Annotated in this window: 25 protein-coding genes and 1 riboswitch; of the genes, 12 read left to right on the top strand and 13 right to left on the bottom strand. The window is 69.5% G+C overall.

Features of this window, described 5'->3' with window-relative positions:
• Positions 1–134 precede the first annotated feature (134 nt).
• Complete coding sequence (locus ACQP1V_RS41185) at positions 135–926, bottom strand: PhzF family phenazine biosynthesis protein (RefSeq protein ID WP_433416882.1); 792 nt, start codon at positions 924–926, stop codon at positions 135–137.
• 167 nt (positions 927–1093) lie between these two features.
• Here ACQP1V_RS41185 and ACQP1V_RS41180 point away from each other — a divergent pair, with 167 nt between their 5' ends.
• Entirely contained in the window at positions 1094–1474 is a 381-nt protein-coding gene (locus tag ACQP1V_RS41180; RefSeq protein ID WP_387408976.1) for a cell division protein SepF, read from the top strand.
• Between the two features lie 130 nt (positions 1475–1604).
• Here ACQP1V_RS41180 and ACQP1V_RS41175 read toward each other — a convergent pair whose 3' ends face one another.
• The 4 genes from ACQP1V_RS41175 to ACQP1V_RS41160 all read right to left on the bottom strand — a co-directional run bounded on the left by ACQP1V_RS41175 (position 1605) and on the right by ACQP1V_RS41160 (position 6616).
• Entirely contained in the window at positions 1605–2918 is a 1314-nt protein-coding gene (locus ACQP1V_RS41175; protein ID WP_433426120.1) for a hypothetical protein, read from the bottom strand.
• A 210-nt stretch (positions 2919–3128) separates the two neighbouring features.
• A complete protein-coding gene (gene argS, locus ACQP1V_RS41170) occupies positions 3129–4850 on the bottom strand; it encodes an arginine--tRNA ligase (protein WP_387408977.1) in 1722 nt (573 codons plus the stop codon).
• Between the two features lie 51 nt (positions 4851–4901).
• Positions 4902–5948 carry a phosphate acyltransferase PlsX gene (gene plsX / locus ACQP1V_RS41165; protein WP_387408978.1) on the bottom strand — a complete coding sequence of 349 codons (1047 nt, stop codon included), beginning with the start codon at positions 5946–5948 and terminating at the stop codon, positions 4902–4904.
• Between the two features lie 74 nt (positions 5949–6022).
• Positions 6023–6616, bottom strand: coding sequence for a DUF1707 SHOCT-like domain-containing protein (locus ACQP1V_RS41160; protein ID WP_433416877.1), 594 nt, complete (start codon positions 6614–6616; stop codon positions 6023–6025).
• A 189-nt stretch (positions 6617–6805) separates the two neighbouring features.
• On the opposite strand from ACQP1V_RS41160, the gene ACQP1V_RS41155 reads away from it, so the two are divergent.
• Positions 6806–8125, top strand: a complete 1320-nt coding sequence (locus ACQP1V_RS41155) for a KamA family radical SAM protein (protein WP_433416874.1) — start codon at positions 6806–6808, stop codon at positions 8123–8125.
• A 375-nt stretch (positions 8126–8500) separates the two neighbouring features.
• Positions 8501–9457 carry a hypothetical protein gene (locus ACQP1V_RS41150; RefSeq protein ID WP_433416871.1) on the top strand — a complete coding sequence of 319 codons (957 nt, stop codon included), beginning with the start codon at positions 8501–8503 and terminating at the stop codon, positions 9455–9457.
• A 159-nt stretch (positions 9458–9616) separates the two neighbouring features.
• Here the strand turns inward: ACQP1V_RS41150 and ACQP1V_RS41145 are convergent, their stop codons facing one another.
• From ACQP1V_RS41145 to ACQP1V_RS41130, 4 genes are all read right to left on the bottom strand, one after another.
• Complete coding sequence (locus tag ACQP1V_RS41145) at positions 9617–9778, bottom strand: hypothetical protein (RefSeq protein ID WP_169806678.1); 162 nt, start codon at positions 9776–9778, stop codon at positions 9617–9619.
• A gap of 64 nt (positions 9779–9842) precedes the next feature.
• A complete protein-coding gene (locus ACQP1V_RS41140) occupies positions 9843–10379 on the bottom strand; it encodes a YbhB/YbcL family Raf kinase inhibitor-like protein (protein ID WP_067139821.1) in 537 nt (178 codons plus the stop codon).
• A 90-nt stretch (positions 10380–10469) separates the two neighbouring features.
• The gene (locus tag ACQP1V_RS41135; RefSeq protein WP_433426118.1) at positions 10470–11201 is read right to left on the bottom strand and encodes an ABC transporter ATP-binding protein; all 732 of its coding nucleotides are present in this window, start codon (positions 11199–11201) and stop codon (positions 10470–10472) included.
• Positions 11202–11328: 127 nt separating this feature from the next.
• A complete protein-coding gene (locus ACQP1V_RS41130) occupies positions 11329–12234 on the bottom strand; it encodes an ABC transporter permease (RefSeq protein WP_433416867.1) in 906 nt (301 codons plus the stop codon).
• A gap of 472 nt (positions 12235–12706) precedes the next feature.
• Here ACQP1V_RS41130 and ACQP1V_RS41125 point away from each other — a divergent pair, with 472 nt between their 5' ends.
• The 5 genes from ACQP1V_RS41125 to ACQP1V_RS41105 all read left to right on the top strand — a co-directional run bounded on the left by ACQP1V_RS41125 (position 12707) and on the right by ACQP1V_RS41105 (position 18468).
• Positions 12707–14401, top strand: a complete 1695-nt coding sequence (locus tag ACQP1V_RS41125) for a peptide ABC transporter substrate-binding protein (RefSeq protein ID WP_433416864.1) — start codon at positions 12707–12709, stop codon at positions 14399–14401.
• A 192-nt stretch (positions 14402–14593) separates the two neighbouring features.
• A complete protein-coding gene (locus ACQP1V_RS41120) occupies positions 14594–15520 on the top strand; it encodes an ABC transporter permease (RefSeq protein WP_067139831.1) in 927 nt (308 codons plus the stop codon).
• The gene (locus ACQP1V_RS41115) at positions 15513–16418 is read left to right on the top strand and encodes an ABC transporter permease (protein WP_433416860.1); all 906 of its coding nucleotides are present in this window, start codon (positions 15513–15515) and stop codon (positions 16416–16418) included. The genes ACQP1V_RS41120 and ACQP1V_RS41115 overlap by 8 nt, the downstream gene beginning before the upstream one ends.
• A gap of 12 nt (positions 16419–16430) precedes the next feature.
• Entirely contained in the window at positions 16431–17465 is a 1035-nt protein-coding gene (locus ACQP1V_RS41110) for an ABC transporter ATP-binding protein (protein ID WP_433416857.1), read from the top strand.
• Entirely contained in the window at positions 17449–18468 is a 1020-nt protein-coding gene (locus tag ACQP1V_RS41105; RefSeq protein WP_067139837.1) for an ABC transporter ATP-binding protein, read from the top strand. Before ACQP1V_RS41110 ends, ACQP1V_RS41105 begins: the two co-directional genes overlap by 17 nt.
• A 17-nt stretch (positions 18469–18485) precedes the next feature.
• On the opposite strand, the gene ACQP1V_RS41100 is transcribed toward ACQP1V_RS41105, so the two are convergent.
• Both ACQP1V_RS41100 and ACQP1V_RS41095 read right to left on the bottom strand, forming a co-directional pair.
• Positions 18486–19562 carry a S8 family serine peptidase gene (locus ACQP1V_RS41100; RefSeq protein ID WP_433416854.1) on the bottom strand — a complete coding sequence of 359 codons (1077 nt, stop codon included), beginning with the start codon at positions 19560–19562 and terminating at the stop codon, positions 18486–18488.
• Between the two features lie 109 nt (positions 19563–19671).
• Positions 19672–20493 (bottom strand): SAM hydrolase/SAM-dependent halogenase family protein, encoded by an 822-nt coding sequence (locus tag ACQP1V_RS41095; protein WP_387408991.1) that lies wholly within the window; start codon positions 20491–20493, stop codon positions 19672–19674.
• A 94-nt stretch (positions 20494–20587) separates the two neighbouring features.
• Here ACQP1V_RS41095 and ACQP1V_RS41090 point away from each other — a divergent pair, with 94 nt between their 5' ends.
• The 3 genes from ACQP1V_RS41090 (at position 20588) to ACQP1V_RS41080 (ending at position 22422) form a co-directional block, all read left to right on the top strand.
• Positions 20588–20890: a DUF3263 domain-containing protein gene (locus ACQP1V_RS41090; protein WP_066951230.1), complete on the top strand. Its 303-nt coding sequence runs from the start codon at positions 20588–20590 to the stop codon at positions 20888–20890.
• A 25-nt stretch (positions 20891–20915) separates the two neighbouring features.
• Positions 20916–21749, top strand: a complete 834-nt coding sequence (gene otsB, locus ACQP1V_RS41085) for a trehalose-phosphatase (protein WP_433416851.1) — start codon at positions 20916–20918, stop codon at positions 21747–21749.
• 76 nt (positions 21750–21825) lie between these two features.
• Positions 21826–22422, top strand: coding sequence for a hypothetical protein (locus ACQP1V_RS41080; RefSeq protein WP_433416848.1), 597 nt, complete (start codon positions 21826–21828; stop codon positions 22420–22422).
• Here ACQP1V_RS41080 and ACQP1V_RS41075 read toward each other — a convergent pair.
• Together ACQP1V_RS41075 and ACQP1V_RS41070 are read right to left on the bottom strand one after the other, a co-directional pair.
• Positions 22400–23593 (bottom strand): MFS transporter, encoded by a 1194-nt coding sequence (locus tag ACQP1V_RS41075; protein WP_433416846.1) that lies wholly within the window; start codon positions 23591–23593, stop codon positions 22400–22402. The genes ACQP1V_RS41080 and ACQP1V_RS41075 overlap by 23 nt on opposite strands.
• A gap of 65 nt (positions 23594–23658) precedes the next feature.
• Positions 23659–25086, bottom strand: a complete 1428-nt coding sequence (locus ACQP1V_RS41070) for an alpha,alpha-trehalose-phosphate synthase (UDP-forming) (RefSeq protein WP_433416843.1) — start codon at positions 25084–25086, stop codon at positions 23659–23661.
• A gap of 101 nt (positions 25087–25187) precedes the next feature.
• On the opposite strand from ACQP1V_RS41070, the gene ACQP1V_RS41065 reads away from it, so the two are divergent.
• Complete coding sequence (locus tag ACQP1V_RS41065) at positions 25188–25739, top strand: RNA polymerase sigma factor (RefSeq protein ID WP_067139860.1); 552 nt, start codon at positions 25188–25190, stop codon at positions 25737–25739.
• 145 nt (positions 25740–25884) lie between these two features.
• Positions 25885–26024, top strand: a riboswitch (SAM riboswitch).
• Positions 26025–26028 lie beyond the last annotated feature (4 nt).

The following is a 26028-nucleotide window of genomic DNA, read 5'->3' as shown; positions in this document are numbered from 1 at the left end:
GATGGCGGCTCCGGACGTGACGGCCGTCCGCTTCACGCGGCCCTTCGCTGGGCCGGAGCTGTACGGCAAGGTACGCCTGAGCCCACCGTCTGCCCTGCGCCTGTGGTTCCTTGTCTGTTCTGTGCCTGCGGTTCCTAGACGTGGAGTTCGCCGGACCAGATCGTGAGGGCCTGGCCGACGAGCTCGACCCGGTCCCCCTTGACGGTCGTGCGCATCGTGCCGGTGCGCGGCGAGAGCTGCTTGGCGAGGAGGCTCTCCTGTCCCAGCTTCGCCGACCAGTAGGGTGCCAGGACGCAGTGGGCCGAACCCGTCACCGGGTCCTCCGGGACGCCGACCCGAGGGGCGAAGAATCGGGAGACGTAATCAGCCTCGTCGGCGGGGCCGGCGGGAGCGGTGACGATGACGGCTCGGACGTCGAACGCGGACAGCGCGTCGATGTCAGGGGTCAGATCGCGTACCACTTGTGACGACTCGACCTCGGCGAGGAGATCGGTACGGCCCATTCCGGTCCACCGTACGGGCACTCCGAGGGCCTCGGCCAAACCGTTCGGCGGGGTGATTTCCGACGGGGAATGCGCCGGGAAATCCATCGCTATGGAGCCGTCTTCCGACTGACTGACGGCGAGAATTCCACTCAGCGTCGTAAATTCGATCGTGTTTTCGGCGAGGCCGGTCGAATAGAGCACATGCGCTGCGGCGAGGGTGGCGTGCCCGCAGAGCGCGACCTCCACCGTCGGCGTGAACCAGCGCAGCGAGTAGCGTCCGTCGGCGTCCGGACCGAGCACGAACGCGGTTTCCGAGTGGCGCATTTCGGCGGCGACGGACTGCATCCAGGAATCGGTCGCCGAGGCTTCCAGCAAACAGACGCCCGCCGGGTTACCCTTGAAGGGTTGGTCAGTGAACGAATCGACGGTGAAGACGCGCATACGGGCGATGCTATCGACGCCTCGAATGCGGACTGGCGCGGGGGCGTACGCCAGACAAAAAGAAATGCAAGTCGGGCGTGTCGCCCGACTGGGGCCGAAATGGTTGGTTACCGTCCTTTCTATCGGGGTAGCCCAGTGCGGCCGGATCTCGGGGAGGGGATGTACGTATGGGGGCAGTGCGCAAGGTGGCGAGCTACCTTGGCCTGGGTGGCGTTGAGCAGTACGACGAGCCCTATGGCGACGAAGAATACGAGGATGACTGGATGCCGGCCTCGGAGCGGGCGGCCAGGCGCTGGCAGCCCGCGGAACAGCCCGCGCGGATCGTGATGGTGCGTCCGCAGAAGTACGACGACGCGTTGACGGTTGGACGGCACTTCCGCGAGGGCCACACGGTGGTCATGGACGTGGTCAGTATGTCGACGGCCGAGGCGACGCGGATGGTGGATTTCGCGGCCGGCCTCGCGTATGGCTGTGAGGGCCGGATCGAGCGCATCGCGGAGAAGGTCTTCCTGTTGACCCCCGCCAACGTCGAAGTCTCCATGATCTGACGCCGAGCCGGGAACCCGGGCCGTACATTCGCCCGTCCCGGCTCGGCCGTACAGCCGGTGCGCAACCAGAAGCCCAGAGATCAGGCGCCCGCCGACGCACGACCCGCAGAGACCCGAAACCCCGACGAGATCAGGCGGCCCGGGGGCCGCGGCGGAGCAGGCGGGTCAGTTCCGTGAAATCCTCGGCGGCGGCGTCGGCGCGCTTCATCGACTCTCGCGCGTGCTCGTGCAGTGCCCACACCGCGCCTTCTGCGGTCTCATGAAGCTCGGCGAGCCGGGCCTGGACGTGGTCGAGATCGGCCTGCTCCTGGACCCTGCGCCGCCACAGTAGGAATCCACCCCACAGCGCGACGGCGACCCCGGCGAGCGGGGCCGCCAGCGAGATCGCGAAGCCGACGCCGAGCAGGACGACACCGACGGCGATCAGCACGTACCCCAGCCAGTTGCCGCGCCGTTCCGGCACTGAGTCGGTGACGATGCCGTGCTCGGCCGCGTGCATGGAGTCGCGATCGGGCCCCTCGGGACGGAGGATCACCGGGTGCCCCAGCACGGGGACGGTCATCGTGTCGGGCGGCGGCTCCTGGGCGGCGCGCAGCAGCGTCTCCGCCGCCTCCTTCACCGCGGGAGCGGCGACGTGGAGGGCGAGCGCGGCCAGGTGGGGCTCGGCGCCCGGCTGGACGTCCTGGAGCAGATGGCCGCGAAGCGAGCTGAGTGGCCCCTCGTGGCCGTCCTGCCCGATCAATGCGCGGAGCACGGCGAGCGGCTCGGCGTCCGGCCACACGGAGCCAGACACGATCTTGGAGGCGGTGGCGGGCTGCCGGGAGGCGGTGATCTCGCCGCAGCGCTCGCGCAGCCGGTTCAGCCGGCCGGCGGCCCTGACCGGGGCGCAGATCTCGGGGAGCTCGGCCAGTTGGGGAAAGCCGGTGAGCGCCTGCGGCACGACCGGCGCCGGCTCATCGGGGACGAGGGCCTCCAGCCAGCGCTCGTCACCGGCCGGTACGGCCACCGCGTCGAGCTTGCGGAGCACGAAGATCTTGCCGACCGGCCCGTACGCGCCGCGCGCCGCGGCGAGCCACACCGCGCGCTGGCCGGAGGTCACCGGGTGGTCGTCGCTGAGGTCGCCGAAGGCGGTGCCGAGCCAGGAGGCGTGGATGCGGTCGCCGTGACCGGCGACGGCGAGGGCGAGGCAGAGGAACAGCGCGGTGCGTCCCTCGTCGAGACCGGCGGCGCGGGAAAGCGGCTCCATGGCGTCCTCGCCGGCGAGCGTGAGGATGAGGGCCTGGACGGCGGGGGCGAGCCAGTAGCCGGGCATGTCGGCGACGTCGGGCGGCAGGCTGGGCGCGCTCCCGTCGGCGGCGAGGTGGACCAGGAGCGCCTCAGCGTACCGATGCAGCTCGGTGGTGTCGGCGAGACCCGCGACGTCGGGGTTCTTGCTCAGGTCCATGCTCAACGCAGAACGCTCCCCGAGAAGGTGACGAAGTGCCGCCGACTGACGACCGCTCCTGGCGATGGCCACAGGTTGCGGGATCGGAGGACACTCCCTTGACCGGGTCAAGACTAGACCGTCGTGGCGGCATATCTGGACGAGACGCGCCGAACGGCGATGCGGACTTGCGCCCCGCCCGGGGCTGGTCGCTCCGGGCGGGGAGGAGCGTCACATCCGCTCGGGGACCTCGATGCCGAGCAGGTGAAGGCCCTGGAGCAGAACGCGCAGGGTCAGGGCGGAAAGGGCCAGACGCGACTGCCGTACGGTCTCGTCCTCGGCCTTGAGCACCGGGCAGCTCTCGTAGAACGACGTGAACGCCTGGGCCACGTCGAAGAGGTGGTTGCACAGCCGGTGCGGCTCGGACAGCTCGGCGACGGTCTCGACGACCGAGCCGAAGCCGAGGAGCTGCAGCGCGAGGGCGCGTTCCGCGGGCTCGCCGAGGACGATCGGCCCGTTCACCGTGGCCGGGTCGATCGAGCCGTTGCGGAAGATCGAGCGGATCCGGGCGGTGGCGTACTGCAGGTACGGCCCCGTGTTGCCGGTCAGGGCGAGCATCCGGTCGAAGTCGAAGACGTACTCGCTGTCGTGGCTGACCGACAGGTCGGCGTACTTGACCGCGCCTATGCCGACCTGCTGCGCGATCGAGCGGCGGGTGGCGGCGTCGTAGCCGCGGTCGGCGATGACGGCCTCGGCCCGGACGACGGCCTCTTCGAGCAGCTCGGTCAGCTTGACCGACTCGCCGCTGCGGGTCTTGAACATCTTGCCGTCGCTGCCCAGCACGCTGCCGATCTGGATGTGCTCGGCGCTGGTGTCGTCGGTCAGCCAGCCGGCCATGCGCGCCGAGGCGAACACCATCTGGAAGTGCAGCGACTGCGTCGCGCCCACGACGTAGAGGATGCGGTCGGCCTTCAGGTCCCGTACGCGGTACCGGATGGCGGCCAGGTCGGTGGTGGCGTAGCCGTACCCGCCGTCGCTCTTGCGGATGATCAGCGGGAGCGGCTGGTCGTCGCGCCCGGTGAAGCCGGGCGGGAAGACACACAGCGCGCCCTCGCTCATGACCGCGACGCCCGCGTGCTCCAGCTCGTCGCAGGCGTCGGTCAGCATCGGGTTGTACATGCTCTCGCCGGCGATGTCGTCGTCGGTGAGGGTGACGCCGAGCTGCCGGTAGACGCGGTTGAAGTAGCGCTGGGTGTATTCGATGAACTCGCGCCAGAGCCGGAGGGTGTCGGGGTCGCCGCCCTGCAGCATCGGCACCCGGCGGCGGGCGCGCTCCTCGAAGTCGGGGTCGCTGTCGAACTTGCGGCGGGCCTCCTGGTAGAAGGCGTTGCCGTCACCGGCGGCGAGCCGCTCCAGGGACTCCTCCTCGCCGATGTCGAGCAGGTGCTCGATCAGCATGCCGAACGGCGTGCCCCAGTCGCCGAGGTGGTTCTGCCGGATGACCCGGTCGCCGAGGTGCTCGTGGGTGCGCGCCAGCGTGTCGCCGACGATCGTGGTGCGCAGGTGCCCGACGTGCATCTCCTTGGCCGCGTTGGGCGCGGAGTAGTCGATGACGACGGTCTTGGGGGCGGGCTGCGGCACGCCGCTCCGCTCGTCAGCGAGGAGGCGGTCGGCCTGGGCGGCGATCCAGCTGTCCTCAAGGGTCAGGTTGAGGAACCCGGGGCCGCTGACATCGACGCGGATGTCGGTGGTGTCGAGCGCGTCCACCAGGGCCTGGGCGACCTCCCGTGGCGCACGTCGCAGCCGCTTGGCCAGGCTGAGCGCGACGTTCGCCTGGTAGTCGGCGAACTGGGAAGGCCTGATCAGCGGGTCTTCGCCTGAGTACTCCTGGCCGAAGGCGGTGCCCAGCGCCTGCTGGACCCGCGCGGCGAGTACGTGCTGCGGGTCGGTCATGCGCCAAGTTTATCGACGGTGGTCCACCGGTTTTCCAGGTCGCGCGGCCGTTCACCAGAGCCGATGGGATCTCGGGATCGAGGCGATCCGCTCTCCGATACGGGTGACGATCTCTCCGGAGGCGAGCCGGGCGGCCAGCTCGCAGGCGGCGGCGATGCCCGCGGCCCTGGACGAGCCGTGCGCGATGACGACGGTTCCGTTCAGGCCGAGCAGTACGGCACCGCCGGTGGCCTCGGGGTCGAGCCGGCGGTAGAGGCGGCGCAGCCGCGGACGTTGAAGCACGCCGCCGAGCCGGGCCACGGCGCTCTCGTCGATCGTCTCCCGGAGCTGGCCGAAGGCGTATTTGATGCTGCCTTCGAGGGTTTTCAACGCGACGTTGCCGGTGAAGCCGTCGGTGACCACGATGTCGGCGCGGCCGATGAGGAGGTCGTGGCCCTCCACGTTTCCGACGAAGTCGATGCCGGGCGTGGCGGAGAGCAGTTCGTGGGTCCGCTTGACGAGCTTGTTGCCTTTTCCGGCCTCCGAGCCGATCGTGAGCAGCCCGACGCGGGGGTGGGGGAGGTCGAGGGCGACCTGTGCGAAGGCCACGCCGAGGTGCGCGAACTGGACCAGCATCTCCGGCTTGGCGTCGGCGTTGGCGCCCGCGTCGAGGAGCACGGTGGGCGTCGGCAGGGTGGGCAGGGTGACCGCGATGGCCGGGCGTCCGACGCCCTGCTGCCCGCGCAGCCGCAGCTTGCCGGTGGCGACCACCCCGGCGGTCGAGCCGGCCGACACGAGGGCCGACGCGTCGCCGCGTTTCAGCAGATGGCAGGCGACCGCGATGCTGGAGCGGGGGCGGCGCAGGCTGGCGAGCGCGCCCTCGTCCATGGAGAGGGTCTCCTCGGCGCGCACGATCGGGATCTCGGAGGTCGCGTCGTGCGCGGCCAGCGTCTCGTAGAGCAGCCGCGGCTGGCCGACGAGGACCACCGGGACGCCGCGTTCCCTGACCGCCTGGACGGCTCCGGCCACGATCTCACCGGGGGCGTTGTCGCCGCCCATGGCGTCGAGGGCCACCGGAAGCCTGCCGACTGGAGCCGGGTCTGGCGCAACGCGGTCCAATCGGTTCACCTCACGAGTCTGCCACCTGCGCGGATCGTTGGCGCGAGCGTAGACCTTACGTGGGGGTGGGACGGTCAGCTGTGCCAGGGGGAGTGCACGTCGGTGACCACCCGGGACAGGATGATCTTTCCGAATCTGGCCTTCCCCGTCACCCGGATGAGCGGCCCGTCTCCCTCGTGGCCGCCCGAGACGTGGCGCTTGGAGAACAGCGCGCTGCCCTCGTCCACGATCCGCGCGTTCTCGGGGACGCGGACGATGAGCTTGCCGCAGAACGAGTCGAGTTCGAGGGTGATCTCGCGGCCGGGAAGCACGGCGTCACGCAGGTCCACGATCAGGGCGCCGAAGGTCGAGCGAAGCCGGGTGTGCCGCCCGGCGACCCAGCGGCCGCCCCGGATGACCTTGCTGAAGACCGCGGCCACCTCCTGGTGTTCGGTGGCCGGTGTCGGTGCCCGGGAGGCCTCGGTGAGATCGGGGATGTCGCGGGTCAGAGGGACGAGGTCGCCGATCGTCACGGCGCGATAGGCCGCGTCGAGCCGGTCCGCGTGCTCTGTGGAGGTGAGACGACCGGTCGCCAGCGCCTCCCCGAGGGCGGCCGCGACCCTGTCCCGGTCGGCGTCCGAGGCCCGCTGACCTGCGTCTCTGTCGCCATATGGGGTTAAGGAAGTCACATCCGCACGATACCCCTTTTCGCGATATGTCGCGAGATTTCGCCGGATGTGGCAGAACCTCACAAGGAAGTTTCCCGGGTGTGGAGCCTGCGGTGAGGCGGTCCCCTGGGGTTATATGAGAACCTCAGACGCGCGACGGGGGTAGTTGGTTTACACGGTTCCCAAAACCTACCTAGAAAGGAAGGCCGAGTGATCTTTAGCGAAGGCAGACGCGGCTTCCGGGCCTACACCACCAAACATCTCGACGAGCTTCTCGGCCGCGGCGGCCTCGACGAGCAGGCCCGACTGCGGGTGCGCGCCGTGGCGACGGTCCTGCCGTTCCGCACGAACGCCTATGTCGTCGACGAGCTGATCGACTGGTCGTCCATCCCCGACGACCCGATCTACCGGCTCGTCTTCCCGCAGGAGGACATGCTGCCCGAGGCGGACGTCTCGCGGCTGGCGGCCCTGCTGCGCGACGGCGCGCCGGCGGCGCGGGTCCAGGAGGCGGCCCGCGAGGTCCGGATGCGGCTCAACCCGCACCCTGCCGGACAGCTCGAACTCAACGTGCCCCGGGTGGACGGCGAGTCCGTCCAGGGGCTGCAGCACAAATACCCCGAGACTGTCCTGTTCTTCCCCAAGCAGGGACAGACCTGCCACGCGTACTGCACCTATTGCTTCCGCTGGGCGCAGTTCATCGGTGAGCCCGACCTCAAGATGGCCTCCGACGACATCGGCAACCTCGTCGAGTACGTCAAGGCCCACCCCGAGGTGACGAGCATCCTCTTCACCGGCGGCGATCCGATGATCATGAGCGAGGCGGTGCTCCGCCGGTACATCGAACCGCTGCTCGGGCTGGAGCAGCTCGAGTCCATCCGCATCGGCACCAAGTCCCTGGCGTACTGGCCGGACCGGTTCGTCGGCGACCCGGACTCGGACGCCACGCTCAAGCTCTTCGCCGAGGTGGTCGCCTCGGGCAAGAGCCTCGCCTTCATGGCGCACTTCTCCCACCCCCGCGAGCTCGAACCCGACGTCGTGCAGAAGGCCGTCGAGCGGATCCTGGAGAGCGGGGCGACCATCCGCACCCAGGCGCCCCTCATCCGCTCCATCAACGATCGGCCCGATGTCTGGGCTCACATGTGGCGGCGGCAGACCGCCATGGGCATGATCCCCTACTACATGTTCGTCGAGCGGGACACCGGCCCCCAGGACTACTTCGCGGTCCCCCTCGCCGACGCGCACCGTGTCTTCCGCGATGCGTACGCCCAGGTCTCCGGGCTGTGCCGTACGGTCCGGGGGCCGTCCATGTCGGCCACCCCCGGCAAGGTCTGCGTCGACGGCGTCACCGAGGTCGCCGGTCAGCGCGTCTTCGTCCTCCATTTCATCCAGGCGCGCGATCCCGAACTGGTCGGGCGTCCGTTCTTCGCCCACTACGACCCGGACGCGGTCTGGCTCGGCGACCTGAGACCGGCCTTCGCGGACCGTTTCCCCTTCGAGACCGCCGGCGCCCCCGGCCCGCTCAGCACCTGATTCCGTCCGGATTCGGCATCGAGGGTGCTCCGTCGCGGGCCCTCGTAACGGCCTGAATCATCAAGCGCGAGGAAAATCTGTTCGCCCGGCCTGGGAGACGCGTTTACCGTGCCTTTCTCCCAGGCCGGGGATCGCTTCCTTTGATATCCCGATTAAACGGGATTCCTGGTGATGACTGGAAGGTGATCTCTAGTCCTCTGATTTCCGGAAATTCCGGTCCTTTGCCCTGGTAGAGCCCTGGACCTGCCTGACGGACCGATCGCCGAGAAGGGTGATAGAAATTCCGTCCGTAGCTGAGTCCTGACCGGCGACGTACGCCGGCACACGAGGGATAAATTCCCGCTCTCGTGAAATGGGCTATGAACCGGGGGAATTATGAATCGAATCATTAAGGCTGCCGCGGTCCTCATCACCGCCGGCATCGCGGGCATGTCCGCCCTGCCGGCCCAGGCCTCGGCCGCTGACACCGGCGACGCACAGCTCGCGGCCGTCACGAGGGTGCTCGCCGACGTCCGCGCCGACGTGGTCGCCGGCGCGACCGGCTCCCTCCAGGGCCAGCTCGCCGCCGTGGCGAACATCGCGGCCCACGCGGACGCGACCGTCAACGCGACGGTGGCGGCCCAACTCGCCGCGACGGCCAACGTGGCGCTCGGCGCGGTCGCCAACGTGAACGCGAACGTGCAGGCCCAGCTCACCGCCGCCGCCGACCTGACGGCAGGCGTCTCCGCCGCGCTCGCCGCCAACGTGAACGCGAACGTGCAGGCCCAGCTCACCGCCGCCGCGAACATCTCGGCCGGCGTCGCCGCCACCCTCACCGCGAACGTCAACGCCGCCGCCCATGTCGGGGTGAACGCGCACGCATTCGTCGCGGCCCAGCTCGCCGTCGCCGCCAGCGCCGCCGCCAACGTGGCCGCCACCCTCTCCACCGCCGCCACCGTGCCCCTCTCCGCCGGTGTGGCCGTCGTCGCGGGCGTCAGGATCCCCGTCGTCGTCCTCGTGGGCGACGTCCGGGCCTTCGTCGCCGCCCGCGCCGCGCTCGCCGCCAACGTGAACGCGGCCATCAACGTCGGCCTCGTGGCGAACCTCAGCGCCCTCCTCAACGTGAACGTCTCCGTCAACGCCCTCGCCGGGGTCAGGGTGCTGGTCCCCGGCACGGCCACCACCCTCAACACGGTGAGGTCGACCTCGTCGACCGCCATCACCCGCGCCAACGGCTGGACCAGGACGGTGACCACGACCGTCGTGCCGTGGAACGCGGTGACCGTGGTCAAGAACACCGAGACCACCACCCGCACCTCCCGCACGCCGACCTACATCCGGTCCGGCAGCTGAGCGATGAGGGAGTGCTGACAAGGCACTGAGAGCACGAGAGAGCCGGTCGGCGCCATCCAGGCGCCGACCGGCTCTCTTTGTCGCCCGCCTCGGCGGCGCCGTCCCCGGCCGTGATGGAAGAGCGGGGACGGCTACCGCGACGACGGGCGCGGGATCAGATCAGTTGTACGAGCCACGTAGGCAGGTGCGCCGCCCTATCTCCGCCTGCAGCCGGGCCATCTGCCAATGCAGGTCGATGAGCTGCTCGGCGATCAGATTGAACGGAAGCTCCGAGGGGTCTTCGTCGGCCAAGTGGTCGATCGCCGTCGCGAGGTCACCCATCCCGCCCTCCGATGTCCTGGTCGAATCTACGTTCGAATCATAGTGGAACGCCGGGCCGACCGCATCAGGTTTCGTACGTCGGCGCGATATAGCCGCGGGCGAGCGTGTTCGCCGTGATGTTGAAGCCCACCACCGCGGGCGGCGTGTCCTCGTCCACCCCGAGCTTCTCGACCTTCAGCGCGTGTACGGCGAAGAGGTAGCGGTGCGGCCATCCGGGCGGTGGGGCGGCGCCGCCGTAGGTCCGCTGGCTGTAGTCGTTGCGCCCCTGCGCGGCACCCTCGGGGAGGCCCGCGAAGGCGGGGGCCGTCCCCGCGCCGGTCGGCAACTCGGTGACGTCCGCCGGGATGTCGTAGACCAGCCAGTGCCAGAACCCGCTGCCGGTGGGCGCGTCCGGGTCGAAGCAGGTCACCGCGTAGCTCTTCGTGCCCTCGGGCGCCCCCGACCAGCGCAGGTGCGGCGAGAGGTTCTGCCCGCCCATGCCCCAGTCGTTGAACACGTGGGCGTCGGACAGGCGCGCGCCGTCCCGCACGTCGTCGCTCTCGACGGTCAGGCTGGGCACCTGCGGCAGGTGATCATAGGGAATCGGCGGCTGCGTCGGCACGATCCGTCCTCCGATGGTGAGACATCATGGTTGCCTCCCATCCTGGTACGGCCGCCGCCCCGGCCGCCACTGACCGCGCTCAGCGGCCGATCAGGCCTTGTTGTACGCGGCGAGGACCTCGGTTGGGTCGCCATCCATCTTGATCTTGCCCTTGTGCAGCCAGATCACGCGGCTGCAGGTGTCCTCGATGACGTCGAGGTTGTGGGCCACGAGGAAGACCGTGCCGGCGGACTCGCGCATCTGCTTGATGCGCTTCTGGCTGCGCTTCTTGAACTCGCGGTCGCCGGTGGCCAGGGCCTCGTCGATGAGGAGGACGTCGTGGGTCTTGGCCGAGGAGATGGCGAAGCGGAGCCGCGCCCCCATGCCCGAGGAGTAGGTGGACATCGGGAACTGCACGAACTCGCCGATGCCGGAGAAGTCGACGATCTCGTCGTACTTCTCACGCAGCTCGTTCGGGGACATGCCCATGGCGTAGCAGCCGAGGACGATGTTGCGCTCGCCGGTGAGCTCCTTCATCAGGGCCGCGTTGACGCCCAGCAGGGACGGCTGGCCGTCGGTGTAGACCGCGCCCTTGTGCGGCGGGAGGAGGCCGGCGATCGCCCGCAGCAGGGTCGACTTGCCGGAGCCGTTGCGGCCGACGATGCCGATCGCCTCGCCGTGCCGGGCCACGAAGGAGACGCCCTTGACGGCGTGGACCTCCTTCATCTGGGGACGGCCCTGGCGCCGGACGATGCGCATGAGCGCGTTGGCGGCGTTGCCCTTCTGTGAGTCGCTGGCGGCGCCGTAGACCTTGTAGACGATGTGGAGGTTGTCCACGATCACCGTGGGGGTCCCGAGCTCCTGGGCGGGCTTGGGCGCCGGTGACTCCGAGGGCTTGGGCGCGGGTTTCTTCGAGGGCTTGGGCGCCGGGGATTCTTCCTGGGCCACGTGGGACGACTCCTTGGTCAGCTCAGCCACGTCCGTACCTCTCCTCGGCCCGCCAGAAGTACCAGAAGCCGACGATCAGTGCGAACACCGCCCAGAATACGCACGTTATCCAGGCCCAGCGCTCAGGGAACCTCTGGTAGATCAGCAGATCGCGCATGAACTCGATGTAGCCCGCGGCCGGGTTGAACTCCAGGGCCCAGCGGAGCACCTGCGGCAGGTTCGCGGTGCGCTCCGTGATGCTGTAGAAGACGCCGGAGGCGTACAGCCAGGTGCGGGTGATGAACGGGAGGAGCTGATTCATGTCGCGGACGAACGCGCCGACGCGGGCCATGAGCAGGCTCACGCCCATGTTGAAGACCAGTTGCAGGGCCAGCGTGACCGGGATCAGCAGCCAGAGCCAGGTGATCGGCATCCCCATGAGGAGGATGAGCAGGAAGAGCACGCCCATCGACCAGGCGAGCTGTTGCAGCTCCTGCACCGCATAGGCCAGGGGAAGAGAGGCGCGGGGGAAGTGCAGCGCCCTGATCAGCGACAGGTTCGACGAGATGGACTTCGCGCCGCCGCTCACCGTCCGCTGGGTGAAGGTGAAGACCATGACCCCGGTGATGAGGAACGCGGGGTAGTTGTCGATGTGCTTGCTCTGCCCGAGGATGACGCCGAACATCAGCCAGTAGACGGCGGCGTTGAGCAGCGGGGTGAGCACCTGCCAGAGCTGGCCGAGCGCCGACTCGGAGTACTTCGACACGTTCCTGGACGTGGCATACGTCAGGATGAAGTGCCTTCGCGTCCACAATTGGCGCAGGTACGCGGGCAGGGTGGGGCGCGCGATGGCGCGTCGCAACCCGTGGCGCTTGGCGAGCGCGGCCAGCGACTCCGGCGCCCCGCCGCCCGCCTGGGCGTCCGCGACCGCGGAATCCGGCTGGCTCATGGGATGGACTCTATTGGATGGTGATGAGTAAGAGACCGGTGATGGTCATCCGTTGGTCTCTCATGGATGTCGGCCACGACCGTCGCGGGGTGCGGGGCCGCGGCTTGGTCAAAGGTAGCCCAGCGAGTCATGGTATGGGGACAACGGCACGACGTCCGGTGCCATGAGGCGTCCGATGCCCCACCAATCGCGTCCTATGTGTACCTTATAGGGTGATTTAGGCTTCATAACGGCATTTGGCCAGGCCTTGTTGGTATGCGTATGACGCCCCGCCGACGCACGTGTGACCGAACTGCAATGCGCCAGAGACTCCTCTGGTGCGCGGAGTGAGGGATGCTCGCGAACGACTGGCAGGGTGTCAGCAGGTTTGGCCATGTGTGCAATCGAGGGAACCTCACCACCATCAGAGGGACCCCGCGGGTGACGGGGCAGGCCCGCCAACGCCCATCCTTAGAGGGAGGATCAATCCACTATGCGCGTAGCTAAGGGCGCACAGATCGTCGCCGGCACTGCGCTGCTTGCGCTGGGTGTCGCCGCGTGCGGCGGTGGCGGCAGCAGCACTGGCGGCAGCGGTGGCGGAAGCAACCCGCGCGCGGCCGACGGCACCGTCTTCATCCGCGGGTGTGAGCCCCAGACCGGCTTCGTCCCGGGCAACATCAACGAGGTGTGCGGCGGTACGATCAACCAGTTCGTCTTCGACCAGTTGATCAAGTACAACAGCGACACCGCCGCCCCTGAGCTGAGCCAGGCCGAGTCGATCGAGAGCCCGGACAACAAGGTCTGGACGATCAAGCTCAAGCCGGGCCTGAAGTGGAGTGACGGCTCGCCGGTCACCGCCAAGAACTACGTGGACGCGTGGAACTACACGGCGTACAGCCCGAACGCGCAGAACGGCGGCTGGTGGTTCGGTGGCGTCGAGGGCTACTCGGACGTGGCGACCGAGGACCCGGACGGCCCGGACGGGCCCAAGGAGGCCCCGAAGCCCAAGACCGACAAGATGTCCGGCCTTGAGGTCATCGACGACCTGACCTTCAAGGTGACGCTGACCGCTCCCGAGTCGGTGTTCCGCACTAAGCTGGGCTACACCACCTTCTCCGCGCTCCCCGATGCGTTCTTCAAGGACCCGAAGGCGTTCGTCAGCAACCCGGTCACGAACGGCGCCTTCAAGTTCGTGAAGTGGGACCACAACTCGCAGATCGTGGTTGACGCCAACCCGGACTACGCGGGCACTGAGAAGCCCAAGGTCAAGAAGATCATCTACAAGATGTACAAGGACGACGACGCGGCCTACGCGGACCTCGTCTCCAACAACCTCGACTTCACCGAGCTCATCCCGCCGTCCGCCCTCGCCGGCGACAAGTGGAAGAGCGACCTCGGCGACCGCGCCATCGAGGGCCAGCAGGGCGTCATCCAGACGGTCACCTTCCCGCTGTACGACAAGGAGTTCGGCGGCAACGCGGACTTCCGCAAGGCCGTCTCCATGGCGATCGACCGGAAGACGATCACCGAGAAGATCTTCAACAAGGGCCGCGTCCCGCTGGACGGCTGGATCTCCCCGCTGGTCGACGGCTACAAGACGCCGGGCGCCTGCGGCGAGTTCTGCGCCTACGACCCGGCCAAGGCCAAGGAGTACCTCGGCAAGGCCAAGGCCGCGGGCTACACCCCGCCCAAGGAGTACCCGATCTGGTACAACGGCGACTCCGCGCACAAGGAGTGGGTGGACGCCACGGCCAACAGCATCAACCAGGCCTTCGGCCCGGACGCCGGCGTGACCTTCGTCGGCAAGGCGGTCCCGACCTTCGCCGAGTTCCGTGACATCATCACGTCGCACAAGATGAAGGGTCTGTTCCGCACCGGCTGGCAGATGGACTACCCGCACATCGAGAACTTCCTGAACCCGCTGTTCAAGACGGGTGCGGGCTCGAACGACGGGCTGTTCAGCGACAAGGAGCTCGACGCCAAGCTGCGTGAGGCCGACACCGCGACCGACCCGGCCGACTCCATCGCCAAGTACCAGGAGGCCGAGGCCATGCTGACCAAGGAGATGAACGCCATCCCGCTGTGGTCCTTCGGTCTGCAGGCTGGCACCTCCAAGTGGGTGACCGGGGTTAAGGTCACGCCGTTCGGCGTTCTCGACCCCCTCTCCATCGCGATCAAGGAAGCGTAGGCTCGCCTCGCATGCGCCACGAGGCCGGTTCCTGACCGGGGCCGGCCTCGCTGGCTGTTTGTAATGATCACGCAACGTCACGTGATCATCACCGTCCAGCCTTCCTTCGGTCACCCGCACTCATCTACCTGCGGCATTGTGGACCGGTAGGGGATTGCGTGCACGACCTTTAGCGTCAGAGTGGAGGTGCGCATGGGCCGATATGCGATCCGGCGCCTGCTGCAACTCATACCCGTGCTCCTTGGCACGACCTTTCTCATCAATTACATGGTTTGGCAGCTTCCCGGCGACCCGTTCGCCGCGCGCTGCGGCCAGCGTCCCTGCCCGGACGCCTACATCAACGCCATGCGTGCGGAGTTCGGCCTCGACCAGCCGATCATCGTGCAGTACTGGCACTTCCTGAAGAACCTGCTGACCGGCGACCTGGGCGTCAACTTCAACAACGTCTCCGTCGCGTCGCAGCTCGCCGAGTCGTGGCCGATCACGGTCCGCCTTGGCCTGATGGCGGTCGCGATCGAGGCCGTCATCGGCATCGTGGCCGGTGTGCTCTCCGGCCTCAAGCGCGGCGGCTTCCTCGACAACGTGATTACGATCTCGACGCTGATCCTGCTGTCGCTGCCGGTCTTCGTCACCGGCTTCCTCCTGCAGTGGCTGCTCGGTGTGCAGCTCGACCTGATCAAGCCGACGGTCAGCGACGGTGCGCCGTTCGTCGAGCTGATCGTGCCGGCGTTCGTGCTGGCCAGCCTCAACCTGGCCTTCACCGCCCGATTGACCAGAACGAGCATCATCGAGAACCGCAGGTCCGACTACGTGCGGACCGCGATCGCCAAGGGCCTGTCCAACCGCCGGGTCGTGGGAGTGCACCTCCTGCGCAACTCGTTGATCCCGGCGCTGACCTTCATCGGAACCGAGGTCGGCTCCCTGATGTCCGGAGCGATCATCACCGAGGGCATCTACAACATCAACGGCATCGGCGGCCTGCTGTGGCGCGCGGTCAACGACCACGACTTCACCATCGTGGTGCCGATCGCGTCCCTGCTGGTGCTGGTCTACCTGCTCGCCAACCTGCTCGTCGACCTCCTCTACGGCGTGCTCGACCCGAGGATCCGTTATGAGTGAACCGACCGCCGCGCCCGCCTCGGCCGGAAAGCCTCGCAGCCTCTGGCAGGACACCTGGGACATCCTGAAGCACCGGAAGATCTTCTGGATCTCCTTCGTGCTGCTCCTCATGTTCCTGGTGATGGCCGCCTTCCCGTCGCTGTTCACCAGCAAGAGCCCCGAGTACGCCACGCTGGCCAAGAGCATGGAGCCGCCGAGCTCCGACGCCTGGTTCGGATACGACCTCCAGGGCCGGGACGTGTTCGCGCGCACCATCTACGGCGCCCGCACGTCGATCATCGTGGGCGTGCTCGCCACTGTGGGCACCGTCCTCCTCGGCGGCGTGGTCGGCGTGATCGCGGCGTACCGGGGCCGGTGGCTCGACTCGCTGCTGTCCCGCATCGGTGAGATCTTCCTCGGCGTGCCGTACGTGCTGGGGGCGATCATCATCCTCGGCTCGGTCGCGCCGGTGCAGTCCAACCCGGGCAAGACCATGATCATGACGGTTGTGATCGTCGTGCTGGCGGTGCTCGGCTGGCCGGTGCTGGCCCGCATCGCGCGATCCGCGGTCATCCAGGCGAAACACCAGGACTACGTGCAGGCGGCGCGGGCCCTGGGCGCCGGGCCGTTCCGGATCGTCTTCAAGCACCTGCTGCCCAACTCGCTGGCCCCGATCCTGGTGTACGCCACGATCACGGTCGGCAGCTACATCGGTGCCGAGGCGACGCTGTCGCTGCTGGGCATCGGTCTGCGCACGCCGGTCATCTCCTGGGGCATCGCGATCGCCGACCACACCCGGTACATCCGGACCGGCGCGCACGCGATGCTCTTCCCGGCCGCGTTCCTGTCCCTCTGTGTGCTCACGTTCGTCATGCTGGGCGAAGCCGTGCGCGACGCACTCGACCCCAAGCTTCGCTAGGAGGCACGTACCGTGACCGAAGTGCTTCCCGAGAGCAAGAGCAGCAAAGGCACTTACGGCGGGGCGCTGCTCGAGGTGGACAACCTCCACGTCGAGTTCCACACCCGGGCCGGTGTCGCCAAGGCGGTGAACGGTGTCACCTACAGCGTGAACGCGGGGGAGACGCTGGCCGTGCTGGGCGAGTCCGGCTCCGGCAAGAGCGTCACCGCCCAGACCATCATGGGCATTCTGGACATGCCGCCCGGCAAGATCGCCAGTGGGGAGATCCGCTTCCGCGGGACGGACCTGCTGAAGCTCCCCGAGGAGGAGCGGCGGAAGGTCAGGGGCGAGGGCATCGCCATGATCTTCCAGGACGCCCTGTCTGCGCTCAACCCGGTTTTCCCGGTCGGCTGGCAGATCGCCGAGATGTTCCGCATCCACCGTGGCATGTCCCGGGCCGACGCCAAGAAGAAGGCGATCGAGCTCATGGACCGGGTCCGCATCCCGGCCGCCAAGGAGCGGGTGAGCGACTATCCGCACCAGTTCTCCGGCGGCATGCGCCAGCGCATCATGATCGCGATGTCGATCGCGCTCGACCCCGAGGTGCTGATCGCGGACGAGCCGACCACCGCCCTGGACGTGACGGTGCAGGCGCAGATCATGGAGCTGCTCGCCGAGCTCCAGCGCGAGAGCAACATGGGGCTGATCCTGATCACCCACGACCTCGGCGTCGTCGCCGACGTCGCGGACAAGATCGCCGTCATGTACGGCGGGCGGATCGTGGAGAACGCCGAGGTCCACGATCTGTACCGCAACCCGGCACACCCGTACGCGAAGGGCCTGCTGGAGTCGATCCCCCGGGTCGACCTCAAGGGCCAGGAGCTGTACGCGATCAAGGGGATGCCGCCCAACCTGCTCGACATGCCCACGGGCTGCGCGTTCCACCCCCGCTGCCCGTACCGGCAGGAGAAGTGCGTGACCGACGTTCCCCCGCTGCACACGATCAGCGGCACGCGCAGCAGCGCCTGCCACTTCTGGAGGGAGGTCCTCGATGGCGACGCCCAGTGAGGTCGTGCTCGAAGTCCGTGACCTGGTCAAGCATTTCCCGCTGACCCAGGGCATCCTCTACAAGCGGCAGGTCGGCGCGATCAAGGCGGTCGACGGCGTCTCCTTCGAGCTGCGCCGCGGCGAGACGCTCGGCGTCGTGGGCGAGTCGGGGTGCGGCAAGTCCACCCTGGCCAAGCTCCTGATGGCGCTCGAACGCCCCACATCGGGCAAGGTCCTGGTGAACGGCAAGGACATCACCACGGCCAAGGGCGCCGAGCTCAAGCACATGCGGCGCAACATCCAGATGGTGATGCAGGACCCGTACACCTCGCTGAACCCGAGGATGACGGTCGGCGACATCATCGGCGAGCCGTTCGAGATCCACTCGGAGGTCGTGCCGAAGGGTGACCGGCGCAAGCGGGTGCAGGAGCTGCTGGAGGTCGTGGGTCTCAACCCCGACCACATCAACCGCTACCCGCACCAGTTCTCCGGCGGCCAGCGCCAGCGCATCGGCATCGCCCGGGGGCTCGCCCTCCAGCCGGAGATCATCATCTGTGACGAGCCGGTCTCCGCGCTCGACGTGTCGATCCAGGCCCAGGTGATGAACCTGCTGGACGGGCTCCAGAAGGAGTTCAACCTCGCGTACATCTTCATCGCCCACGACCTGTCGGTGGTGCGCCACATCTCCGACCGCGTCGCGGTGATGTACCTGGGCAAGATGGTCGAGGTCGGCACGGACAACCAGATTTACGACCGGCCGAGCCACCCGTACACGCAGGCGCTGCTGTCGGCCGTGCCCGTGCCCGACCCGGAGGGGCGCGAGCAGCGGGAGCGGATCATCCTGCAGGGTGACCCGCCCTCGCCGGCCAACCCGCCGTCGGGCTGCCGGTTCCGTACGCGCTGCTGGAAGGCGCAGGACATCTGCGCCGAGCAGGAGCCGCTGCTGGAGATCCGCGCGCAGTCGGGCGACCACCCGACTGCCTGCCACTTCGCCGAGGCGTCGGACGTCGTCCACGTGAGCTGACGCCGCCGCTCCACGGGTCACAGACGCCCGGCCGCCTCGATGGCGCGCCGGGCGTTTGCCATTCCCGTCCCGTACGCGTCGTCGCGGCCGCCGGGCGGCCGGAGGGAGGCACCCTGCTGGAGCGCCCGGCGCACGTCCCGGGCGGGCAGGTCGGGGTAGCGGGAGCGGATCAGCGCGGAGACGCCGGCGACGAGGGCCGCGGCGGCGCTGGTCCCGTCCGCCGTCACGTAGGAGTGGTCGCCACGGGCGCTGACGATCTCCGTGCCCGGCGCCACCAGGGAGAGGTAGCGCTGCCGGTTGGAGAAGGGCGCGGGGCGCAGCGCCTGGTCCACCGCGCCGACCGCGATGACGCCGGGATAGGCGGCGGGGAAGTTCCTGCGGTTGGCCCCCGCGCCGTCGTTGCCGGAGGACGCGATCAGCACGACCTGGCGGGACAGCGCGTACCGCACGGCACGCTCCTCGGCCGGCGAGCCCCGATAGGCGCCGCTGCCGCCGCCGAGCGACATGCTGATCACCTGCGCGCCGTGGTCCACGGCGTATCGGATGCCCCGGGCGACGGCGTCGCGGCAGGTCGTGCGCGCCGCGTCGGTCCACCGCGGGTCGTCGTCGTCCAGGGTGACCTTGATCGAGAGGATGCGCGCCTCGGGGGCGACGCCGAGCACGCCGTAGGAGCGGCTCGGGCCGTGCCCGCGCCCGGCGATCAGGGCGGCCATCGCGGTGCCGTGCTTGCCGGACGCGTCCCGCGGCGCGCTGCCGTCCGCCTTGCCGCCCGTACTGGCGCTCGGCCCGGCGCCGGTTCCCGCGTCGCAGGACGGCCCGGCCCCGGGCGCGGACGCCGTGCCGGTGAAGTCGGGGCCCTGAACGACCGCTCCGGAGAGGTCGGGGTGCCGGTCGTCGACGCCGGTGTCCAGTACGGCGATCGTGACTCCGGCGCCGCGCGTGGTCTGCCACGCCGTACGGACCTCCATCGCCTGGAGCGGCCACTGGCGGGACCGGATCGTCGTGCCGAGGTTCTCCGAGGGGCCGGCCGCGCCGGTGAGCAGGAAGGCGGCCAGCAGGATCGGCACGACGCAGAGGAGCAGCGCCGACCTCATGGCCGTGTCGGTCCTCCTCCCCGGGACGGTGGATCAAGGAGGCCGATTCTCGCACGATCCGCCCGCCGGGGCCGTGACTTCCGTGAACGAACGGTCGCTTTCGGTTATGTCAGGATGGCGCCTTATGCGGCTGCGGCGACAGCCGTACGTGCGCGCCCGGGGGCAGTCCGAGCCGCTCGGAGGCGTCCCCGGAGTTGACGGCGAGCGCGACGAGCCCCGCCGAGTCGGTGAACGCGACCAGGTCGCCCGGCGGGACCGTCGCGAACGTCTCGCGGTACGGCACGACGAGCTGGCGCCTGCCCAGCCAGACGCCGAGCGTGTCACCCGGACGCACGTTCAGGGCGGCGAGGTCCGCCCCGGTGATGGAGAGCTGCACGTTGCCGTGGCGGTCCACCGACAGCACCTCGCCCTCGACCACGCCGTCCCGCATGCGGGAGGTGGGCGCGGGCAGCGAGACCAGCCCGAGGACGTCGATCCGCGGGCCGACGTCGGACGGCCGGCGCCCGGCGCACAGATGCGCCGCCACGGGCGCGAAGATGTCCCTCCCCGGGAAGGTCGGCGAGACCGGCGTGAGGAACAGCTCCTCGTTGGCGAGTTCGTAGGCCGCCTCCGCGCCGCCCGCCGCGTGGACCGCCCAGGACAGCACGCCGTTGTCGGGGCCGAGGAACACCCGCCCGCCCGCCTCGATCGCGATGAGCCGGCGGTTGCCGCCCATGGCCGGATCGACGGCCGCGACGTGGACGCCCGCGGGCAGATAGGGCAGGGTCTGCGCCAGGATCGCCGCTCCGCGCCGCACGTCGCCCTCGTGCACGAGATGCGCGACGTCGATGATCCGAGCCTGCGGGGCTATACCGATGATCACTCCGTGGCACGCGGCGACGAAACCGTCTTCCAGCCCGTAGTCGGTGAGGAGCGTGATAACTGAGGTCACACCAGGTGACATTACGTCCGGCTCTCGGCTCTGAACACCCCGCCATACCGCGACTACCATGAGGGCGGGCCACAAGCCCGCTGAGGAGGAGAGCATGGATACTGCGCCGGTAGGCGGCGAAGGTCCCGCTCCCGAGAACGCCCCCCGACCTCAGGCACTCTCGGATCGCGATCGTCAGGTGCTCGCGTTCGAGCGCCAGTGGTGGCGCTACGCGGGAGCCAAGGAACAGGCCATCCGGGAGACCTTCGACATCTCCGCGACCCGTTACTACCAGATCCTGGGCGAACTGATCGACCGGGTCGAGGCGATGGAGCACGACCCGATGCTGGTCAAGCGCCTGCGTCGGATGCGGGCCGCGCGTCGGCGCGATCGCGCCGCCCGTCGCCTGGGCCCTTGAGCGTTTTGGGGGTATGTAGCCCGTCATGTCAGATGAGACGACGCCCGTCGAGGCGCTGATCAGGACCGAGACCGGGCGCGCCGGGCTGGCCGCCGTGCTGGAGGACCCCTCCGGCGCGGTGATCGGCCTCGACTTCGACGGCACGCTGTCGCCCATCGTGTCCGACCCCGCGTCCGCCCGGATCCACCCCGACGCCCCCGCCGTGCTCGTTCGGCTCGGCGAGCTGGTGCGCTCGGTCGTCATCGTGACCGGCCGCCCGGCCCTCCAGGCGCTCGCCCTCGGTGAGGCGTCCGACGGCCCGTCCCTCGCCGACGTGCCGGGGCTGGTCGTCCTCGGCCACTACGGCATGGAGCGATGGGAGCGCGGCGAGGTCACCGCGCCGCCCCCGCCGCCCGGCCTCGACCGCGTACGGGCCGAGCTGCCCGCCGTCACACGAGGCTTTGACGGCGTCCTGATCGAGGACAAGGGCCGGGCGGTGGCCGTGCACACCCGGACGGCGGCCGACCCCGAGGGAGCGCTGCTCGCGCTCAATGAGCCGGTGGCGAAGCTGGCCGCGGCCTCCGGGCTGATCGTCGAGCCGGGGCGGCTGGTCCTGGAGCTGCGGCCGCCCGGCATGGACAAGGGGCGGGCCCTGCGCAAGTTCCTCGCCGAGCGTGCGGCGCGCTCCGTCATGTTCTTCGGGGACGACCTCGGCGACATCGCGGCGTTCGACGCGGTGGCGACCTGCGGCCTGCCGGGGGTGCGGGTATGCAGCGGCTCGGCCGAGGTCACCCGGCTGGTTGAGCACGCCGACGCCGTCGTGGACGGCCCCGAGGGCGTCGTACGGTTCCTCGGCGCGCTCGCGTCCAGCGTCGGCTGACCTCCGGATCGGGGCGGCCCACTCGCGAAACCGGCTGAAATCAAACTGCAAACGTCGGTCTCTACGCTTTTCCCCCATGGGGAGAAAAGCACTTTCAATGGTCCTGGCCGGCCTCGCCGGCGCCGCCGTACTGGCCGCTCCTTCGGCGGCGTCGGCGACGGCCTCTGCCACCCAGAGCCTGCACCTGCGCAACGGGCTGACACTACGGATCCCGAGTTCGTGGAAGGTGTACACGGTCGACAAGGACTGGACCCGCGTGGTGACCGGCTCGTGCCCGACGGCGGGCACGAACAGGTTCGGCTTCCGCGACTCGGAATGCCACAGCTTCTGGGTGCTGGGACCGAAGGCGATCGAGATCGGTCGCGAGTACTTCGACGCGTACACGCCGGAGAGCCCGTTCTATCCAGGCAGCGACGTGGGGCCCTGCGTGTACGACAAGAAGCTGTGGCTCGGCCGGATGAGGCCCGCGGGCAAGGGACTGGCCCCGATCGGCCGCGGCCACCAGGCGTACTACCGCGCCTGGTCCGCCACGTGCGTCACGCCGAACACATCCAAGGTCAAGGGGGGTTTCACCCAGCGCGAGTGGTACCTGCCCACGTCGAAGATCCTTTTCGTCGACCAGTGGAACACGCCGGGCCTGTCCGCGATCCTCAAGCAGGCGACCTGGAGCTGAGGATCCCGCCGCAGGCCAGCAGGATCAGCGCGGGGACGAGCAGGAACGCCGTGTGCGTGCCGAACCCGTCGCCCAGGGCGCCGAGGACGAACGGCCCGCCTCCGGAGCCCAGGCTGCCCCAGATCGACGCGGCCCCGGACGCCGCGTCGGGGCGGCCCCCCGACGCGGCGATGACCCGCGACAGCGCCAGCGGGAAGTGGACCGAGATGCCGAGACCGCTGAGCGCCAGCCCGGCGTAGGCCACCGGGACCGCCGTGGCCGTCCAGAAGATCGTCCACCCGGCCAGGGTCACCGCGAGCGCGCCGAGCAGTACCGCCGAAGCCGGGTGGCGCAGCGCGAGCCGGGCGCCGCCGAACCGCCCGGCGGCGACCCCGGCGAGCATCGCGGTCAGCCCCGTGGTCGCCTGGGCCGCCGTGAGACCGGTCCGCTGGGCGAGGAGCTCGGCGGCCCACAGGTTGAACGTGAACTCCAGGGCCACACAGCACAGCAGGACCGCGCCGGCCACGTGGAAGCGCCGGCCGTACGGTCGGCGCGGCGCCCCGGCGGACGGGGCCGGCGCCGGCCCCGGCCCCGGCGCGGGGGCGGGGGCGGGGGCGGGGGCGGGCACCCAGACCCGGCCCATGGCCAGCGCGAGGACCGTGGTCGCGACGACCGGGATGTAGAGGGCCGCGCGCCACCCCAGCGCGGAGTCGGCCGCCAGGCTGAACACGTACGAGACGGCGATGCCGGAGGTGACCCCGACGGCGTTGGCCTCGCTGATCGCGGCGGGCCCGGCGGCGCCGTGGTGGTCGCTGAGGACCGCCATCGCGGCGTACAGGGACACCGAGGCCGATGCGCCGGCCAGCAGGTAGCCCAGCAGCGTCACGGGCAGCGCGTGGCCGAGCGCCACGGTGACCACGCCGATGTTCATGCCCGCGAGACCCGCCCATGTGGCGGCCCGCCGTCCGAACCGCGACGTCAGCGCGGGCAGGGCCAGCCCGGCGGCGATCCCGCCGACGGCCATGGTGGTGCCGTGCAGCCCGGCGGCGGCCTGGGAGACGCCGAGTTCTGCCCTGATCAGGGGAAGCGCGGCCGCGAGCCCGTAGAGGTACGTGGCGAAGGTGGCGAGCTGGAGGTAGATCAGCCAGGTGGGCCGATCCCTGGTGAGCCTGGCTGCCGCGACGGTTGTCATGCCCTGATCCCTGCTTTCCTGGGAAACGCCGGCAGACCGTATCACCTGCGATCAGCGGCCGACAGTCACGACAAAACGCTGAGTTGCTCCTCCAGCCACAGCCGGGGCGGGAGCGCGGTGGCCGCCGCGCGGAGCCGGGCGCACCGCTCCCTGCGCTCGTCGTCGGGCATGATGAGCGCCTCGTGCAGCGCGGCCGCGGTGCCCGAGATGTCGAAGGGGTTGACCAGCAGCGCGTCGGCGCCGAGCTCGGCGGCGGCCCCCGCCTCCCGGGAGAGCACCAGCGCGCAGTGCGGCGACAGGATCGGGCCCTCCTTGGCGACCAGGTTCATGCCGTCGCGGATCGGGTTGACCAGCAGCACGTCGGCCAGCCGGTACGCGGCGAGCGAGCGGGGGTAGTCGTCGTGCACGTTGAGGATGAGCGGGTCCCATTCGTCGGTGGCGTAGGCGTCCTCGATCTCCTTGGCGCACCGCTGCACGGCCGCCGTGTACTCGCGGTATTCCGGCAGGTCGTGACGCGAGGGGTAGGCGAAGGCCAGGTGGACCACCTTGCCGTGCCACTCGGGATGCTCCGCCAGGAACTCGCGGTAGGCCATCAGGCCGCGGACGATGTTCTTGGACAGCTCGGTGCGGTCGATGCGGACGATGAGCTGCCGGTCGCCCACCTGCTCCCTGAGCGCGGTCAGGCGCGACTCCACGTCCGGCTCGGCCGCCCTGGCCCGCAGGGCCGCGCCGTCCACGCCGAGGGCGTGCACCCCGATGCGCGTCGTCCAGCCCTCGTACGTGACCGTACGGGCGGCCCGGTCCACCCGCGCGCCCAGGATGGCGGCGCAGCAGTCCATGAACGCGTCCGCCCAGCGCGCGGTGAGGAACCCGGCGTGGTCGGCCCCGAGGATGCCGCACAGCACCTCGGCGGCGACGTCGTCGGGCAGCAGCGAGAAGTACTCGGGCGGGGCCCAGGGCGTGTGTGAGAAGTGGGAGATGCGCAGGTCCGGCCGCTCGTTCCGGAGCATGGCCGGAGCCAGCGTGAGGTGGTAGTCCTGGATCATCACCTTGGCGCCGTGCGCGGCCTCCTCGGCCAGGGCGCGGGCGAACGCCCCGTTGTACTCCTGGTAGGAGGCCCACTCCCGGCGGAAGCGCCGGTCGAAGACCGGGCTGGTCGGGGTGTTGTAGAGCAGGTGGTTGACGAACCACAGGGTCGAGTTCGCGATCGCGTTGTAGGCGCGCTGGAAGGTCGCCGGGGGGATGTCGAGCATCCGCAGCCGCCCGGTGTCGTATCCCGCCTGGTCGAGCCGCCCGCCCGGCGCGAGCCGGGCGGCGCTGCGGTCGCCGTCGGAGAGCGCGGCGCAGACCCAGAGCATGTCCGAGCCCTTGAACGCCTCGGACAGTCCGGACACGAGGCCGCCGCCGCCGCGGCGCATGGTCAGCGCGCCGTCGTCCGACAAGGTGAACGCGACGGGCCCCCGATTGGAGGCGATCAGCACGTTGCTGCTCATTACACCCGACCCTACCGGGCGGGACCAGAGAAAATCCTGATCGTCGCCAATAGGATGTAAAGGAACCGCGGGCTCCCCCGCGAGGCGGGATGAGAACAGAGATGGCACTGGACGAGACGACCGAGAACCTGGCCCGATCGGCCGCCCAGGGTGATCACCGGGCTCTCGGCGAGCTGCTGCGCCGGATCGAGCCGGACGTACTGCGGCACTGCGAACGGCTGCTGCCGTACCGGCAGGACGCGGAGGAGGCCGCGCAGGACACCCTGCTCGCGGTGGCGCGCAACATCGGCAGGTTCGAGGGCCGGGCGAAGTTCAGCACCTGGCTGCACATCGTGACCGCCAACTGCGCCCGCACCACCTACCGCTCGCTGAAGCGGCGGTCGTCGGAGCAGGCGGAGGAGCTGCCGGAGCAGCGTCCCGACCCGCGCCGGGTCAGCGTGATCGCGGGCTCGCGGCTCGACCTGCTGGACGCGATGGAGGCGCTGGAGGCGGAGAAGCCCGACCTCGCCCAGGCGCTGGTCCTGCGCGACATCTGCCAGCTCGACTACGCCGAGGTGGCCGAGCAGCTCCGCATCCCGCTCGGCACCGCGAAGTCCCGCATCCATCAGGCGCGCAAGTACGTGCAGACGGCCCTGGGCGAGGCGTACGGCTGATCGTCTTGCCTGATAGTGCGGTTGGTCTCAAATGGTGAGACGCCGGATCGGACGCCGGGGACGACAAGGTACAGTGCTAGGAAACGTCCCCGGATGATCAAGCGGGGCGCCGCCCGCGGGTCCCCGCCGGGTCACAACTGAATATTGCTCATCCAGAGGGGTGGAGGGACCGGCCCTGCGAAGCCCCGGCAACCTTCCCGGTGTCCGTACTCGTGACCACGAGGCCGGCCGGGACAGGTGCCAATTCCGGCTCGTGGCCAGGGTGGTCACGAGCGAAGATGAGGGAAAG

Origin of the sequence: Microtetraspora malaysiensis, assembly GCF_050947145.1 — a bacterium.
Taxonomy (GTDB): Bacteria; Actinomycetota; Actinomycetes; order Streptosporangiales; family Streptosporangiaceae; genus Microtetraspora_A; species Microtetraspora_A malaysiensis.
The sequence above is the reverse complement of the archived record's forward strand: the minus strand, read 5'-3'. Positions and strand labels throughout refer to the sequence as shown.

Coding starts and splice junctions, on each gene's coding strand:
- ACQP1V_RS41185 (WP_433416882.1), bottom strand. CDS start 926: ATGCGCGTCTTCACCGTCGATTCGTTCACTGACCAACCCTTCAAGGGT.
- ACQP1V_RS41145 (WP_169806678.1), bottom strand. CDS start 9,778: ATGGGTGACCTCGCGACGGCGATCGACCACTTGGCCGACGAAGACCCC.
- ACQP1V_RS41100 (WP_433416854.1), bottom strand. CDS start 19,562: ATGAGGTCGGCGCTGCTCCTCTGCGTCGTGCCGATCCTGCTGGCCGCC.
- ACQP1V_RS41150 (WP_433416871.1), top strand. CDS start 8,501: ATGAATCGAATCATTAAGGCTGCCGCGGTCCTCATCACCGCCGGCATC.
- ACQP1V_RS41120 (WP_067139831.1), top strand. CDS start 14,594: ATGGGCCGATATGCGATCCGGCGCCTGCTGCAACTCATACCCGTGCTC.
- ACQP1V_RS41075 (WP_433416846.1), bottom strand. CDS start 23,593: ATGACAACCGTCGCGGCAGCCAGGCTCACCAGGGATCGGCCCACCTGG.
- ACQP1V_RS41115 (WP_433416860.1), top strand. CDS start 15,513: ATGAGTGAACCGACCGCCGCGCCCGCCTCGGCCGGAAAGCCTCGCAGC.
- ACQP1V_RS41090 (WP_066951230.1), top strand. CDS start 20,588: ATGGATACTGCGCCGGTAGGCGGCGAAGGTCCCGCTCCCGAGAACGCC.
- ACQP1V_RS41065 (WP_067139860.1), top strand. CDS start 25,188: ATGGCACTGGACGAGACGACCGAGAACCTGGCCCGATCGGCCGCCCAG.
- ACQP1V_RS41130 (WP_433416867.1), bottom strand. CDS start 12,234: ATGAGCCAGCCGGATTCCGCGGTCGCGGACGCCCAGGCGGGCGGCGGG.
- ACQP1V_RS41105 (WP_067139837.1), top strand. CDS start 17,449: ATGGCGACGCCCAGTGAGGTCGTGCTCGAAGTCCGTGACCTGGTCAAG.
- ACQP1V_RS41070 (WP_433416843.1), bottom strand. CDS start 25,086: ATGAGCAGCAACGTGCTGATCGCCTCCAATCGGGGGCCCGTCGCGTTC.
- ACQP1V_RS41175 (WP_433426120.1), bottom strand. CDS start 2,918: ATGGACCTGAGCAAGAACCCCGACGTCGCGGGTCTCGCCGACACCACC.
- otsB (WP_433416851.1), top strand. CDS start 20,916: ATGTCAGATGAGACGACGCCCGTCGAGGCGCTGATCAGGACCGAGACC.
- ACQP1V_RS41125 (WP_433416864.1), top strand. CDS start 12,707: ATGCGCGTAGCTAAGGGCGCACAGATCGTCGCCGGCACTGCGCTGCTT.
- ACQP1V_RS41180 (WP_387408976.1), top strand. CDS start 1,094: ATGGGGGCAGTGCGCAAGGTGGCGAGCTACCTTGGCCTGGGTGGCGTT.
- ACQP1V_RS41080 (WP_433416848.1), top strand. CDS start 21,826: ATGGGGAGAAAAGCACTTTCAATGGTCCTGGCCGGCCTCGCCGGCGCC.
- argS (WP_387408977.1), bottom strand. CDS start 4,850: ATGACCGACCCGCAGCACGTACTCGCCGCGCGGGTCCAGCAGGCGCTG.